This window comes from Lysinibacillus sp. RC79, assembly GCF_041262405.1.
Lineage (GTDB): Bacteria > Bacillota > Bacilli > Bacillales_A > Planococcaceae > Lysinibacillus.
The window spans coordinates 104,069-118,448 of sequence record NZ_JBGCCD010000005.1 but is presented as its reverse complement, the minus strand read 5'-3'; the positions used below and the strand labels follow the sequence as shown (position 1 = coordinate 118,448).

15 protein-coding genes are annotated in these 14,380 nt (G+C 34.2%); 6 read left to right on the top strand and 9 right to left on the bottom strand.

Annotated elements, in window-relative coordinates; all coding sequences use genetic code 11:
- Window positions 1-384: 384 nt before the first annotated feature.
- The gene (locus ABH968_RS06865; RefSeq protein ID WP_370043269.1) at window positions 385-624 is read right to left on the bottom strand and encodes a hypothetical protein; all 240 of its coding nucleotides are present in this window, start codon (window positions 622-624) and stop codon (window positions 385-387) included.
- 371 nt (window positions 625-995) lie between these two features.
- Here ABH968_RS06865 and ABH968_RS06860 point away from each other — a divergent pair, with 371 nt between their 5' ends.
- Window positions 996-1,454: a GNAT family N-acetyltransferase gene (locus ABH968_RS06860; RefSeq protein ID WP_370043268.1), complete on the top strand. Its 459-nt coding sequence runs from the start codon at window positions 996-998 to the stop codon at window positions 1,452-1,454.
- A gap of 138 nt (window positions 1,455-1,592) precedes the next feature.
- On the opposite strand, the gene ABH968_RS06855 is transcribed toward ABH968_RS06860, so the two are convergent.
- A complete protein-coding gene (locus ABH968_RS06855) occupies window positions 1,593-2,246 on the bottom strand; it encodes a DUF2306 domain-containing protein (protein ID WP_370043267.1) in 654 nt (217 codons plus the stop codon).
- Window positions 2,247-2,739: 493 nt separating this feature from the next.
- Between ABH968_RS06855 and ABH968_RS06850 the strand changes: the two genes are divergently transcribed.
- Window positions 2,740-3,150 carry a GNAT family N-acetyltransferase gene (locus ABH968_RS06850; RefSeq protein ID WP_370043266.1) on the top strand — a complete coding sequence of 137 codons (411 nt, stop codon included), beginning with the start codon at window positions 2,740-2,742 and terminating at the stop codon, window positions 3,148-3,150.
- 354 nt (window positions 3,151-3,504) lie between these two features.
- Here ABH968_RS06850 and lpdA read toward each other — a convergent pair whose 3' ends face one another.
- The 5 genes from lpdA to ABH968_RS06825 form a co-directional block, all read right to left on the bottom strand.
- A complete protein-coding gene (lpdA, locus tag ABH968_RS06845; RefSeq protein ID WP_370043265.1) occupies window positions 3,505-4,899 on the bottom strand; it encodes a dihydrolipoyl dehydrogenase in 1,395 nt (464 codons plus the stop codon).
- Window positions 4,886-5,758 (bottom strand): alpha/beta hydrolase, encoded by an 873-nt coding sequence (locus ABH968_RS06840; protein ID WP_370043264.1) that lies wholly within the window; start codon window positions 5,756-5,758, stop codon window positions 4,886-4,888. Before ABH968_RS06840 ends, lpdA begins: the two co-directional genes overlap by 14 nt.
- A gap of 60 nt (window positions 5,759-5,818) precedes the next feature.
- Complete coding sequence (locus tag ABH968_RS06835; protein ID WP_370043263.1) at window positions 5,819-6,421, bottom strand: TetR/AcrR family transcriptional regulator; 603 nt, start codon at window positions 6,419-6,421, stop codon at window positions 5,819-5,821.
- Between the two features lie 141 nt (window positions 6,422-6,562).
- Window positions 6,563-6,868: a hypothetical protein gene (locus tag ABH968_RS06830; RefSeq protein WP_370043262.1), complete on the bottom strand. Its 306-nt coding sequence runs from the start codon at window positions 6,866-6,868 to the stop codon at window positions 6,563-6,565.
- 318 nt (window positions 6,869-7,186) lie between these two features.
- Window positions 7,187-8,074, bottom strand: coding sequence for a DMT family transporter (locus tag ABH968_RS06825; RefSeq protein WP_370043261.1), 888 nt, complete (start codon window positions 8,072-8,074; stop codon window positions 7,187-7,189).
- An 843-nt stretch (window positions 8,075-8,917) separates the two neighbouring features.
- On the opposite strand from ABH968_RS06825, the gene ABH968_RS06820 reads away from it, so the two are divergent.
- From ABH968_RS06820 to ABH968_RS06810, 3 genes are read left to right on the top strand one after another with little or no spacing between them, the layout of a single operon-like run.
- A complete protein-coding gene (locus tag ABH968_RS06820) occupies window positions 8,918-9,286 on the top strand; it encodes a GntR family transcriptional regulator (protein WP_370043260.1) in 369 nt (122 codons plus the stop codon).
- The gene (locus ABH968_RS06815) at window positions 9,283-10,146 is read left to right on the top strand and encodes an ATP-binding cassette domain-containing protein (protein ID WP_370043259.1); all 864 of its coding nucleotides are present in this window, start codon (window positions 9,283-9,285) and stop codon (window positions 10,144-10,146) included. The genes ABH968_RS06820 and ABH968_RS06815 overlap by 4 nt, the downstream gene beginning before the upstream one ends.
- A gap of 2 nt (window positions 10,147-10,148) precedes the next feature.
- Window positions 10,149-10,871, top strand: a complete 723-nt coding sequence (locus ABH968_RS06810) for a hypothetical protein (RefSeq protein ID WP_370043258.1) — start codon at window positions 10,149-10,151, stop codon at window positions 10,869-10,871.
- A 271-nt stretch (window positions 10,872-11,142) separates the two neighbouring features.
- Here ABH968_RS06810 and deoD read toward each other — a convergent pair whose 3' ends face one another.
- Both deoD and ABH968_RS06800 read right to left on the bottom strand, forming a co-directional pair.
- The gene (deoD, locus tag ABH968_RS06805) at window positions 11,143-11,850 is read right to left on the bottom strand and encodes a purine-nucleoside phosphorylase (protein WP_053485916.1); all 708 of its coding nucleotides are present in this window, start codon (window positions 11,848-11,850) and stop codon (window positions 11,143-11,145) included.
- 114 nt (window positions 11,851-11,964) lie between these two features.
- Window positions 11,965-12,183: a YozE family protein gene (locus ABH968_RS06800; RefSeq protein ID WP_370043257.1), complete on the bottom strand. Its 219-nt coding sequence runs from the start codon at window positions 12,181-12,183 to the stop codon at window positions 11,965-11,967.
- A 258-nt stretch (window positions 12,184-12,441) separates the two neighbouring features.
- Between ABH968_RS06800 and ABH968_RS06795 the strand changes: the two genes are divergently transcribed.
- The gene (locus ABH968_RS06795) at window positions 12,442-14,280 is read left to right on the top strand and encodes a methyl-accepting chemotaxis protein (RefSeq protein ID WP_370043256.1); all 1,839 of its coding nucleotides are present in this window, start codon (window positions 12,442-12,444) and stop codon (window positions 14,278-14,280) included.
- The last annotated feature ends 100 nt before the right edge of the window (window positions 14,281-14,380 follow it).

Here is a 14,380-nt window from a genome sequence, read left to right as displayed (position 1 = left end):
AAAATATCAAATGAAATCTTATCATAAACTAGTACCAACAATAATTCTTTCTTAATATCTTATAGTTTTTATCCATAAGTATTGTTGGCACTAGCTTCAAGTTATTAATAAATAATACCAATACTACGCTTTGATGCTCATTTATAGGGAAAACTAAGTTATCCCTACCTCCAAAAATTATAAGTCAAGGATCACTTTCCTCCAATGACCCTTTCTATATATAAGCCTTCATGAACAATAGTCGCTTCTGGATATTGTAAGTATATTTAGTTATCTTTTTACACCTTTATTGGTAAAGCACGCCATTTGTTCCCAGCTAAAATATATGAACTGGAACGACCGACTTTTTATAAAGATATTGTCGTTTCTTTTTTAATAGGTATATTAATAATAGCGTGGGTTCGTGTGCTGGTGCTGGTGATGGTGGTGGTGCGGATGGCGATGATGTGTTGGATATGTTGTATGTGTTGGGTAGTAATGCATTGGGTAGTAATGGTGGGTTGGATAATGATGGGTTGGATAGTGTTGAGTCGGATAAAAATGGGTTGGAGAAGTAACCGGGTAATATGGATGTCTCCCACCTTGTTGTCCTCCATAACCATCATGCCCGTAATCGTATCGCATAATTTTTCCTCCTTTCGATTTCGATATAGGTTATGCTATAAAAGCATTAACAGTCTACGCAAATGCCTATATGCTAGTCAAATTGCCCCTCTTCACACCTACAAACAAAAGAACAATCACCATTCCAACTATTTTTCCTATGTTCAATCTAATACGTATAAATTGAGCAGGTTTATTTCATTTTTTAAGTTTGTTATAAAACACAATGGATGTATTTTTGTGTTCTTGAAATTGGAAATGAAGGAATTTGACACAACAACTTCGAATATTACATATGTATTTATTCTTACAAGTCTTTGTGAAAAACATCTGACAGATAAACAAATTCGACTGACAAAATTGAGTATTTGATTTAGTAAGGGGAGATTTTAATGAATATAGTGATCAAAAGAACCAATGAAATTGAAGCTCCTTTTCTTTTAGAAATACAGAAAGAAGCATTTGAAGATGATTTAAGAAAGTATGAAGACCACGATACAAGTCCAGTAAATGAACCGATTGAACGATTACTTCGAAAAATTGAACTCTTTATACACTATACTATATGGCATAATAATGAGATTATTGGGGGTATAGATGTGCGTGATTTAAAAGATAACAAATATCGATTAAACAGAATATTTATATCAAAAAAATATCAAAACAAAGGGCTTGGTAGCGAAATTATGAAATTGGTAGAAGAAGAATTTCCTTCAGCAGTTGAATGGATTTTAGATACACCACATTTAAATATTAGAAATCATCACTTCTACGAAAAAATTGGCTATAAAAAAATCGGTCAACATCAAATAAACGAAAAGCTTATTTTAATTGATTATACAAAAAAATAAAGTAATGTTTGATTATTTAAAAATAGTAAATACGCTATTTAATATTAAAACGACTGTCTGTAATTCAGTTTATGATAGTGAGAACATATAACAAATAAAAATGACTACTCATCACAGAGCAGTCATTTTTTATGTTATTTAAAATTGTAAATTCGCATTTTCCTGATGCTTTATCATATTAAGTTTTCGTTGTATAAACCATTCTGCAACGATTAAATTAGGTACCCAACATAACCAAGCGATTATAGAGTAGCTAAGATTAAAATGTTCAAATCCAAATAGTACAGTAAACAAGACTAGCCAAATTCTTAATGTGACAGCTGCAAAGGTTAAAGAATAATTTCTTATCATCCACTTTTGATGATCAAGAACTTTTTTATATTTAATTTTAGCAAGAGCTTGAAGTGCTGTTATCAGCCAAAATATAGATAAGAAACCAAACCCCAACTGAGACACCAATCCTCCAGTAGCATAAAAGGCTAAATAAAGCCCCGAAACACTACCTAATAAAATACCTATCATATATATTTTCCCCATCATACGATGACGTTTAATATTTTTTTCTCTAAACCTCGAAAATAATGTAAAAGGACCAATGACTAAAGCCACTATACCAAATACAATATGCAAATAAAGCATTATGTACCAAAACGAACTCAATGTTGAATTTAACATAAGCTTCAATTTAACAAATCCTGCTTGATGCGCATCCATGAAAAAATATTGAACAACGGAATAACCAGATATTAAAATAGCTAAACAACTAAATATAAGCCAAGTTTTTTTATGCATTTTTCTACCTCCTATTTTTTATTGTCAGATTTTGCGTTCTTCTTACATAAAAGAATACCCTCACTACTTCTACACCTATATGCTATTTAATTTGTGCTTATTTTGTTATGTATGATTTCTTTCCTGTTCTTACTGTAACATTTAATTTTACGACATCCCCTTTCCACCTAGTAAGTGGTAAAAAAATGTGCGTAAGAGGTTTGATATTTTAAATGAAATTTGAACCATATAGAATCTTTTGATATTTCTTAGATTGCCATGCCTTCTCCCCCCTACAATATGACACATAAATTGAGTCGGTAAAGTGTTCTAACGTTCATTGAAAGAATTATCATAAGTAGGATAAAAGAGTTGTATAGTTGCTGTATATTTATAATCTTGATATAATTCAAATAATTCAATCAAGAACGTGGAAGTAGTTTGAAAGGAGGTATAAGGCAGTGGATAAATTACGTTTACACTCTTCAAAATAAAATTTTGAGGAGGAAGTAAAATGACAATTGTATTTAAAGAAGAAAAGTATATTGATAAGAACGATTTAAAAGCACTATATGAGGATGTAGAATGGTATGCATATACAAAAAATTTAGACCAGTTACAGCAAGCATTGTTAAACTCTATCTATGTATTATCTGCATGGGAAAATGACCAATTAATTGGTTTAACAAGAGTTGTGGGTGATGGTCTTACAATCCTTTATATACAGGATATTTTAGTATTGAATAGCCATCAAAATCGAGGCATCGCGACTGATATGATGAATCATATTTTAGAAAAATATAAAGATGTTCGTCAAAAGGTTCTTTTAACAGAAGAAGCCCCTGATGTACGTCATTTTTATGAAAAGAATGGTTTCCAATCTTGTGACAAAGGAACACTTGTAGCTTTTGCAAAAATGAATTAATAGTGTGCGAATGATAGACATTTAATCCAACGAAACAATAAATGAATTTTGTTATATCTAATATTCTAGGACTTGTGTGTATGAATACACACAAGTCCTTTTGTTATGCTATCACATATTTATAGGGACGCTCATATACACTTTCACATGGCTTTGTATCCCACTGAAAAGTCAATAATTGAAGAACAAAAGAGCAAATACTAGAATGATATCGTGTTTCAACACCGTTTACCTGTTATCAAGTAAACACCTACCCACGAACAAAAGGCTCAATCAGGTGCTTTATTCGATGAATTATAGTAAATAAAAAACCTATAAGATAGTTTCATCATATCGGTATTCGAAATATATCTACTATGCTTTCACAATATGAATTGGCCTCCCCATAATTACCTCAGCAGCATCCATTGTAATCTCACCTAAAGTTGGGTGAGCATGGATTGTTAATGCTAAATCTTCTGCAGTCATACCCGCTTCGATCGCAAGACTTAATTCAGCAATCATATCAGATGCACCAGCACCCACAATTTGAGCACCGATTAATATGCCATCTTCTTTACGCGCAACAAGCTTCACGAAACCTTCTGTTTGGTTTAATGCAAGCGCACGACCGTTTGTTATGAATGGGAATTTCGCTACTTTCACCTCGATTCCTTCTGCTTTTGCTTGCTCTTCATTGTAACCAACAGTTGCAAGTTCTGGATCAGTGAAACATACAGCTGGGATTGCTAAGTAATCTACGATTGATTTTTCACCAGCGATTACTTCTGCAGCTACTTTACCTTCATAAGATGCTTTATGAGCAAGCTGTGGACCAGTTACGATATCACCAATTGCATAAATGTTTGGTACTGAAGTACGGCATTGTTTGTCTACTTTTAGTAAACCTCGTTCTGCGAATTCGATGCCTACTGCTTCAAGACCCATTTCATCTGTATTTGGAAGACGGCCTACAGTTACTAATACATAGTTAGCTTCAACTGTTTTTTCTTCTCCGCCAGCTTCATACGTTACAACTACGCCGTTTTCATTTTCTTCCACACCTTTAGCTGATGCGCCAACAACAACCTCTACGCCTTTTTTCTTTAAGCCTTTTTTCACAACTTGTGTCATTTGCTTTTCAAATCCAGCTAAAATGTCTTTGCTGCCTTCAATGATTGTTACTTGAGAGCCTAAGTTAGCGTAAGCAGAACCTAACTCAGTACCGATGTAACCCCCACCAATGACAACTAATTTTTCCGGTACTTCTGGTAAAGAAAGTGCATCAGTCGAGTTGATTACGCGTTTAGTGAATTTGAATGTTGGAATTTCAACCGGTCGAGAACCTGTTGCAAGGATAGCATTTTTGAATGTGTAAGTTTGTGCGTTGTCGCCATCGATTACACGTACAGTGTTTGCGTCTATGAAGTATGCTTCACCTTTCACAATGTCGATTTTGTTGCCTTTTAATAGACCTTCAACACCGCCTACTAATTTAGAAACTACGCCTTTTTTGAATTCTTGCACTTTTGTCCAGTCAAGTCTTACTTCTTGTGCAACAACACCCATATCATTTGAATGCTTTGCTTGTTCAAAACGGTGACCTACTGAAATCAGCACTTTTGATGGGATACAACCAACATTTGAGCAAACGCCTCCTAAATACTCTCTCTCTACAATTGTTACGTTTTGCTTCATTTGAGTAGCACGAATAGCCGCCACATATCCTCCTGGACCTGCACCAATCACAAGTGTATCAATATACTTCATCTATTACTTCCCCCTCATTGTTTGCTATAAAATGAAAAACGTTATCCCAAAAAAATTTATCTTTTACACAATTATGGTGACCTTTTGTTACAACTTTAATTACCTGTTTAAAGTTGCTATTATTTATTAAAACATCCACATTTGAAATCGGCACTTTTTTATCCTCAATTGAATGTATGGCAAGAGCTGGGGACTGTTGGTTTTTTAATATTTTTTCTAGACACCATTCTCTCCTAGCTTTTATAAAAACACCTCCACGTAATAAAAACCAACTGACAAATAGCCAGCCAAAAGGAATGTAAGGTATTGTTACTTTTTCAGCCATTGATTTGCTAATACTTTTTAATGATGTAGGCATTGAATCGGTAATAAGTGCTTGTAACCTCAAATCTGTAGAATTCACAATACTTGCAGCGATCCCCCCCATTGAATGCCCTAAAACATATATTGCATTACTATTAATATCTGGCCTCTCCCATACATAATCAATAGTTGATGTTATACTTTGGACAAACGATGCAATACTCACTTGTTTTTGTATTGAATCACTTTGCCCATGACCAAGAACATCCACAATTATTACGTCATAATTGCAAGCTAATAAGGGATCCACATAACGTAACATGTCTGATTTATTAGAGCTCCAACCGTGAATCAGCAGAAAGCAACCTCTTGCCTTCTCGCTTTTAATAAGCCACCCTCGAATTGTCCCAGGACCCAGTTCTATTTCAATGTTTTCATAAGTTGCATTCGGGTATTTTTTATCCTCTTTCATTTTCGGTGTAAAAATATGAAAAATGATATATCTCCTTAGAAATAAAATAATTGCGATGAAAGCAACGAATAATAAATATTTCATAATAATCCCCTCCAAAAAAAGATACCATTCAGTCTCTTTTTGATTGTAAAAAAGACGGCTTTATGGCCGCTCGGTAGCAATCATTGAAATATATTGCCTCAAATTATTTCTTATGATCTTTGTTAATTGCCCATCATTCTTTAATCGATCTAATACGAGTCCACCTTCAAGTGTTGACACAATATATATCGCAGTGTCGTATGGCTGTACTGACTGCTTCAACTCCTGATGCTTCATTCCATCCTCTATAATTTTCATCATCCACTTTATCATCATATCCATTGCTTCATTAATCGATGGCAGTAACGCACTCTCTTCTAAATCATCCATTTCTATAGCTGCGTTAAAAATAGGACACCCACCTACGATCGGTTTTCCTTCACTTAATTGTAAAAAGGCCTCCACAAATGCGATTAATTTGTCCGTTGCATTTTCGTGTTGTGAAACACTCGTCTTTAAATGATGTTGCATTATTTCGGTAGAAAAATGAAAAGACTCGACCATCAGCTGCTCTTTATCCTTAAAGTGTCGATATATCCCCCCCTTTTGAATATTTGTTTCCTGAATAATGTCACTCATTGTTGTTGTCATGTAACCTTTTTTGTTAAAAATCGTAGCAGATTTTCGAATAATATTGCGCCTTGTTAATTCACCTTTTTTCATATAAACCTCCAAAAAGATACCTTTCAGTCTCTTTTAATATAAAGGAATTAGAATACAAATTCAAGAACTATTTAACAGAAAATCAATTATGCCGCGGCATAATTGCGTCCGGAATCAGTAACGTTACATAGTACTATTATATTACTCAACTAATTCAACTGTAAGTGTAGTAACCCACATTGGTGCTGTATATTGGACTGTTCCATCATAACCGACTTTTACTTTATCACCAACCTTAAATGTTTCGTCAGGATTCTTCGCTAGATTTACATAAATAATTCCGTAAACCGCATCATTTTCAGCTTCAGTTACATAAACAAAAGCTGCCCGATCGTTTATCACCTCTTCAATCACACCTACAAAAGTTGCTTTAACTTCACTTTTACACATAAACAATAAACTACAGCATATAAGAACTGTAAATAGCAAACTAAATGTCTTTTTCAAAAAATAATCCCCCTAAATCTTTCGTTTGTCCTTTAGATTCATAATATCTCATTACAGTCAAGTATTTCCAATTTTTTAAATTTCATATTCTCTCCGGATTTAAATAAAAAAATGTCTGTGTTGTGTTTATTTTCGACTGTCGCATTTAAACTATTTACGCATGGCATATGGAGCGAACGGAATGGAACTGGACGTTCACCGTTTAGCTTTGTTTTCCACAGATTATGAAATAACAAATACAAAAAAACCACCCATTTCTGAGCGGTTTACTGTAATCATATTTCTTTATATCGTTTACATTGTCTCCAATGACTTGATTCACGTTTGTTTAATTTTACGGGGAATTCTAAATCCTAAAGCTATAGCTGCACCTATACAGCTAGATAGACATCCTATTATCAAATATATTGAAAGAGTTGATTCACCAATTAGAACAGAGGCTATACCTCCAATAACCGGAAATAAAGCGACCATGTATCCGCTTTTTGCAGCACCTATTCTTTCAACAAGCTTTAAATAAAATAGCCATGCTAGGAAAGATGCTATCAATGTTAAGTACAATAAAGCAGAGATATATGTAATTGATGTAGGAATGATGATCTTTTGTCCCTGAAACAATACAATTATTGACATCAAAATACTTCCTACAGCAAAACCAATAGCATTAGAATAGATAGGGTCAATCTTGACTCTGGCATTCCTTGCAGAACTTACATCACCAATTGCTGTAAGTGCTGTACCTAAAAGAGCAATCAAAATGCCTTTTACATCAGCTAAGCTAGAAAAACTACTTAAAGAAGGATAAATGAGAACACAAACACCAAACACCCCTAGAAGTCCTCCAAATAATACACGGGGATGTAGTTGCTCTTTTAAAAAAATACGAAGAGCTAGCGGAGTCAATATCACTTTTAATGAAAAGATTAATGTTACAATTGCTGCTGAGCTTAATATTGTTGCGTAATATAGGCATAAATAACTTAAAGCAAAGTTACATACACCAAACACAATGATAAAGGGTATATCTTTTCTTGTAGGTATCCCTTTTGGCTTAAGAAACAATACTAGGGCAATGAATAAAAACGCAGTAATAACTAGCCGATAAGTCAAGGATAATTCTAAGCTTACTGGCGTTCCTTGAATTTTCACTGCAATAAAATTAAGCCCCCATACTATTAAACAAAATACATACATTAGATTTGTCACTGTATTTACTATACCTTCTATCGTTTTTTAATTAACGAAATGTCTAAAGAGAATATCCAGTAGTTCTAGGAAAGAATTCTCTCTTCTTGAAATCGTCACCTAATATATAGTATCATCGCATATCAAGTTTGTAAAAAAATCTTTCCATAAACTGTCTTGACTTTGTAGGTTTCTGAAAGCAATGGAATCCATTCATTTAACAAATTAAAAATATGAATGAGACTGGAATCTAACCTAGAATATGTCTTACTTGTATTTTATATTGTGCGTCTTTAGTAGAAGTACCAGTACTTTTTTTTGCTTGTATTACATTTTATGCAGGAGCGTTTTGTTAGGCTAAATATTCTTTTCAAAAGAACTCTCTAAAATACTTAAAGGATGTATATCTAATGAAAAAAATTCGTTTATCAAAAAAGCAAAGAGTATTATTAGTCCTTTTTTTATATTCAATGGCAATCATTTTGTTTATTCTATTTGAGAAATTAAGAATTGATATTTTAAAATAGTAGCAAATGCTACTATTTTTTTTATTCATTTTCCAAACTCATTTAAAATCGCTTCATTACTACAAAACTTGTTCCCTACATTGTCGATTGCAATACTCTTAAGCTATTCAAGTAAGGCACTAGAAAGAAAAACACTGACTTCGTACAAATTATTGAATGGATCAGTGTTTTTTGCGTAATCGACATATCATATTTTTCAGAAGAAATTCTTAAAGAAACCATGTATTGAACAAAAACCTATTTACAAAATTAAGCAGTCATTGTACAGTTGGTTACACAAGTATACAACCATACAATCAACATGAGCAAAACTGAGGCAAAGAAAGGAGTGTTCTTGTTGAAGCCAATATTAGATGAATCACTACCCATCTTTCAACAAATTGCACAAATCGTAATAAACGACATAGTTGAAGGACACTTAAAAGAAGGCGAAAAAGTTCCATCTGAAAATGAACTATCAAATTTTTATAACATCAACAGGGCAACTGTGAGAAAAGGACTACAGACTTTGGTTGATGAAGAAATCATTTATAAAAAACGTGGAATTGGGATGTTTGTTATGGAAGGAGCTAAAACAAAATTGTTAGACGGAAGGAAAAAACAGTATCGAAATGAATATATATTGCCACTGCTAGAAGAAGCAAAGCGATTGGGAATGAGTGTTGAGACAGTAGTGAAATTAATAAAAGAGGAGGAGAAAAAATGATTCGAGTTGAAAATGTTACCTATGGATACGGTGAGGAACCAATACTTAAAGATATTTCTTTCAAAGAAAAGGAAAATGGTATTACCGCAGTTTGGGGGCGAAATGGAGCTGGAAAAACTACACTGATGAAACTTCTTGCTGGCCATGACAAGCCAAACAAAGGAATTGTTGAGATCATGGGAACGGCTCCCTATAATCGTGCAGAGGTTGTTCAAGCTGTATGTTATATGCAAGAGGATCATCCATTTAGTTCCATCTGGAATGTAAAGGATTCTTTTCGATTTGGACAGTATTATTATTCCAATTGGGATATGGATATGGCTAATAGACTCTTAAAGATCTTTAGGTTAGATGAAAAGAAGAAAATATCAAAGTTATCAAAAGGAATGAAATCTGCTTTACAGTTTATCATTGGAATTTCTAGCAATGCGAAAATCACGATTCTGGATGAACCTAGTAATGGATTAGACGCAAATATGCGGAAGAAAATGTATAAAATTATACGAGAAAGTCAGGAGCAGCATCCAAGATTGTTTTTAGTGTCTACCCATCATATTGAAGAAATCCAACAGATATGTGATTCAATTCTTGTTATTAATGATAAAGAAGTATTCATACATGAACCAATAGATGAAATTAGAGAGTGTGGAATCTGGTTAGTAGGTGACAAAAATAAAATAGAAGAAGTGACAGATGGACAATATATTTTAGAAGCAAGTGGATTAGGATCTAGGTTAAAAGTGATGGTTGATGTGCCTTTTAACGAAAAATGGAAAGAAATTGCATCTTTACATGGACTATCAATCGAAAAAGTAAAATTACAAGATTATTTGTTAAATAAGACTGAGGAGGCCGAATAAGGATGAATTCTTTATATGGAACATTTCGTTTAGTCTCTGAGGAGGCCTTATTTTATTTAGGTAAATTAATGTTTCTCTACATTACTATTCCGTTGACGGTGTTGTGGGTCCTTATTGGATATATATTTGGACTTGGGGATGATGTAGTTGCCTCAATTTCAGGTCCCGCTTATTTCTTTATTGCATTATTTGGCGTAAATGGATATAGATCAATGTATCCTGTTGCGATTGGGATGGGAAGTACGAGGGTACAATTGCTCAAAGTCTATTATGGTGTAGGTATTTTAGCAGTTGTTATAAGCATTATATTTCTAAATGTATTGCAATATATTTTAAAAACTTTATATCTTCACTGGGAAATCGGAGCGAACATTTTACATCCTGGATTATTTTTAATAGATGGATATCATTTCTTTGCTTATTTATGGATTGATCTTATGTTTGGACTCTTTTTATTCGGGGTGCCTTTTCTACTATATAGTATTAATTTTCGTTTAGGGATGCAAAAAAGCATCATTATACTCATGTTGTTGTCAGTTATTTTCATGGTTTTATATTATGGTAGTTATTTAAGCGATAGTATGGAATGGTTTTTAGGATTAGAATTAGATGCTTCGGGAATGACGTTGATTACTTTAATAGGCTTATGTAGTGTTGGAGCATTATTATTATCATATCCTATCATGCGAAATGCTCCGTTAAAACCAAAGTCAAGAAAGGATTAAACTAGAAATGTTTATTTCAGTATTTGCTCACTAAAGAAATGATAAAAACAGCTTGCAAATCACATGATTGGGATGAATAAAGTAGAAATTGTTATACAACAAACGGGGTCTTAATTTAATAAGGCTAGGACTTGTGTTTATGATTATTTCTCATATCACTCACACATTGATAGTGTGCAAAAAGAAAAGGCGAGTGACCTTTTCGATGACCTATGAAAATCACTTTGGTCTCTTTTGGTCTCTCGCCATATTTTTAAAACCTTTGATACCCTTACTCTTGAATTGCTGCTTCTAAAGCTACAACGATCATATCGTTGAACGTAGTTTGACGTTCTTCTGATGTTGTTACTTCACCAGTTAGAATGTGGTCACTTACTGTTAGGATAGAAAGTGCTTTACGGCCGTGTTTTGCAGCTAATGTGTAAAGTGCTGCTGATTCCATTTCTACAGCAAGTACGCCGTATTGAGCTAATTTTTCGTTTTGATTCTCATCAGAATAGAACATATCTGCTGTAAAGATATTACCCACTTGTAAGTTTAAACCAGCTTCTTTACCTGCATTGTATGCTTTTAATAGTAAATCAAAGTCTGAGATCGGTGCGAAGTCGATAGCGCCACCCCAAATGATTTGGTTCATGCGTGTATCAGATGTTGCTGCTTGTGCTAAAATTACGTCACGAACTTTTACATCTTTTTGAATTGCACCACAAGTACCTACGCGGATTAATTTTTGAACATCATATTCTTGCATTAATTCTGTAGCGTAAATCGAGATTGAAGGCACGCCCATACCAGTACCTTGTACAGAAATACGTTTACCTTTGTACGTACCTGTATAACCAAACATATTACGAACTTCGTTATAGCAAGTAACATCTTCTAAAAACGTTTCAGCAATATACTTTGCACGTAATGGATCTCCTGGAAGTAAAATTGTGTCAGCGATTTCGCCTTTTTTTGCATTAATATGAATACTCATACTGCAATCCCTCTTTTCTGTCAGTTTTCACTATAAATAATACTGTGTTTCTCATATTTTCGCAATGCTAGACGTCTAGCAACTTGAAATAAATTTAAATTGTTTCAACTTATATCATGCTTGATCTAAATATAATGCCCACAACTCATCAAATACTTCTATTTTTAAGTTGTCTGTGGCATATGATTCAACATAAGAAGAAAGCTCATCAAAGTCTGTGCTCTGCTTCGGAAAATTATGTTCATGGAACATTTCCTCCGCAAATCGCACCTTTGAGTCTGACCAATCCCCACCTCTGAACGTTAGTACATACAAATAAAAGCTCTTTTTCATTCTTGAAATCCCCTCTTTACTCTTCTGCTTTCCGCTAGTTTATCAAAAAATACCTTCTTCGTCACAAAAATATCTATTAAGCATTTTCTCCTACTTATATTAATAGAACCATTTTCACGAATTCCTTAGACTTTCGTCACAGAAAAATAATATGCACTTTTGTCTGAAAAATGAAAATTATTAGAAAAAACGATAGAAATACCTAGGAAAATAAGGTAAAATTTAAATCAACTATTCAAAAATAGGAAGGTGATGGCGATGAAAAACTCTCATAAATCCAGGAACTCCGTACAAAAACGCCCGTCTCTCTTTAAAACTAGCTTTTCGAAAAAGAAAGCAAATGTTGTACAAGACGATAGGCATAATCTCCCTCCTACTAAAGAAAAACGACAACGTTTTTACCATTTAATTCGAGGTAAAGTGCTTATTATATTTTCTCTCATTATTGTTATTAATGGCACAATGGGTTTATTATCGTATATCAATATACAGAATCTGCAAAGACAAATGAAAGATTTTACTGATAAAAACGTCCAGGAACAATTAACTGTCAACCAACTTGCGTACGAAATTGCGAGGCTCACTAATTTAGAACAAGCCTATTTAATTACCGGGAATGGGAGCTTTGCTACTTCATATAATATGAAAATTGATTCCATCGATAAAAAAATAAAAGCCTTAGAAGAGCAGTTTACAAAAAGAGAACTAGAATTAAGTCATATACAGGCGATCGATCAATATTATAAAAATTACCTTGAATACTCTAAAAAGGTCATGACAATGCGTGATGAACTTGGTCTCGAACAAGCTCGCAAACTCGTGATGGGCGGTACTGGAGAAACAATGAAGGTGTATATTGATAAAAATATTGAGTCCATTAATTTGGTTATGGATGATGCTAATAAAGCAAAATTAGATAAACTTAACAAGCAAGTTACACTATCGATTACTTCTTTCTTCTTCATTTCACTACTTGGATTTATTGCAATTATTATTTTTGGTTATATGTTATTTAAATCATTAAGAAACAATACACAGGCTATTAACCATTCCATTCTCGATATTGCACAGGCTGGTGGCGATTTGACCAGACGTGTTCAAGTTCGTAATCATGATGAATTCTCAACTATTGCCGCTTCAACCAATACGCTGATTGATTCAATATCTAATTTGATTAAACGTGTCAGTAATCTGGCGGACCACGTTTCAAGCAGTAGCCAGGAGCTAATGTCATTAGCCGATGAAAATGCCCGTACAATACAGAATATTGCAGATGCTACAGCAGATATCGCGAGTGATAGCGAGAATACGATTTCCAGTATGACTAGCGCGCAACAAAAAATGAGTGATCTTGAGCATTCTGTACACCAGTTAAATGAGCAAGCAAATGCTGTTCAGCGTGCATCATTGGCTATGGAGCAAGCGGCTGATGAAGGCAGTCACTCCGTTCAACAATCTTCGTTAGTCATACAATCTATAGAAGAAACGATGGCCTCCACGACTACCATTGTCGAAGCACTCGGTCGAAAATCCGCAGACATAACATCTATTATCGGCACGATTACTGCTATTTCAGAGCAAACAAATTTACTTGCCTTAAATGCTGCGATTGAGGCCGCACGCGCTGGTGAGCACGGACGAGGCTTTGCCGTTGTCGCTGATGAAGTTCGAAAGCTAGCAGTGCAATCGCAAAATGCCGCAAAAGAAGTAACATCTATTGTAACGTCCATTCAAGACGAAGTAACATCCATCATCTCTCAAAACCACGAGGGTGTATCGTCTGTTATTCGTGGCGTTGAAGTAACGAATGAAACAAACCAGTCTTTAGCCAATATTTTAACGCATACGAAAGAAACGACGACAATTATCGCGACTATGGTGGAGAAGATTGCATTAACACTTGATTATAGCAATGCTGTAGCGAATGATTTTGTCCATGTGAATGCCTATGCTGAACAATCAGCTACCAACACAGTCACTTCTGCTGCTGCGGCAACTCAAGGATCTGCATCCATGCAGGAAATTAATGCCGCTGCCACAGAGCTTGCTCAACAAGCAGATAGTCTGCGAAATCTTGTCAGTGAATTTAAAGTTTAAAGGTCCCGGAAGATTCTACATCAATTGTTTGGGTGAAGCACAATGTAGTAGCTTCATCCAACGTTCCAGGACCTAACTATATGACGTTCTATCAAGGACT

Bases quoted from the DNA above. Each gene is read 5' to 3' on its own strand.
- ABH968_RS06865 (WP_370043269.1), bottom strand. From the start codon at position 624: ATGCGATACGATTACGGGCATGATGGTTATGGAGGACAACAAGGTGGG.
- ABH968_RS06860 (WP_370043268.1), top strand. From the start codon at position 996: ATGAATATAGTGATCAAAAGAACCAATGAAATTGAAGCTCCTTTTCTT.
- ABH968_RS06855 (WP_370043267.1), bottom strand. From the start codon at position 2,246: ATGCATAAAAAAACTTGGCTTATATTTAGTTGTTTAGCTATTTTAATA.
- ABH968_RS06850 (WP_370043266.1), top strand. From the start codon at position 2,740: ATGACAATTGTATTTAAAGAAGAAAAGTATATTGATAAGAACGATTTA.
- lpdA (WP_370043265.1), bottom strand. From the start codon at position 4,899: ATGAAGTATATTGATACACTTGTGATTGGTGCAGGTCCAGGAGGATAT.
- ABH968_RS06840 (WP_370043264.1), bottom strand. From the start codon at position 5,758: ATGAAATATTTATTATTCGTTGCTTTCATCGCAATTATTTTATTTCTA.
- ABH968_RS06835 (WP_370043263.1), bottom strand. From the start codon at position 6,421: ATGAAAAAAGGTGAATTAACAAGGCGCAATATTATTCGAAAATCTGCT.
- ABH968_RS06815 (WP_370043259.1), top strand. From the start codon at position 9,283: ATGATTCGAGTTGAAAATGTTACCTATGGATACGGTGAGGAACCAATA.
- ABH968_RS06810 (WP_370043258.1), top strand. From the start codon at position 10,149: ATGAATTCTTTATATGGAACATTTCGTTTAGTCTCTGAGGAGGCCTTA.
- deoD (WP_053485916.1), bottom strand. From the start codon at position 11,850: ATGAGTATTCATATTAATGCAAAAAAAGGCGAAATCGCTGACACAATT.
- ABH968_RS06800 (WP_370043257.1), bottom strand. From the start codon at position 12,183: ATGAAAAAGAGCTTTTATTTGTATGTACTAACGTTCAGAGGTGGGGAT.
- ABH968_RS06795 (WP_370043256.1), top strand. From the start codon at position 12,442: ATGAAAAACTCTCATAAATCCAGGAACTCCGTACAAAAACGCCCGTCT.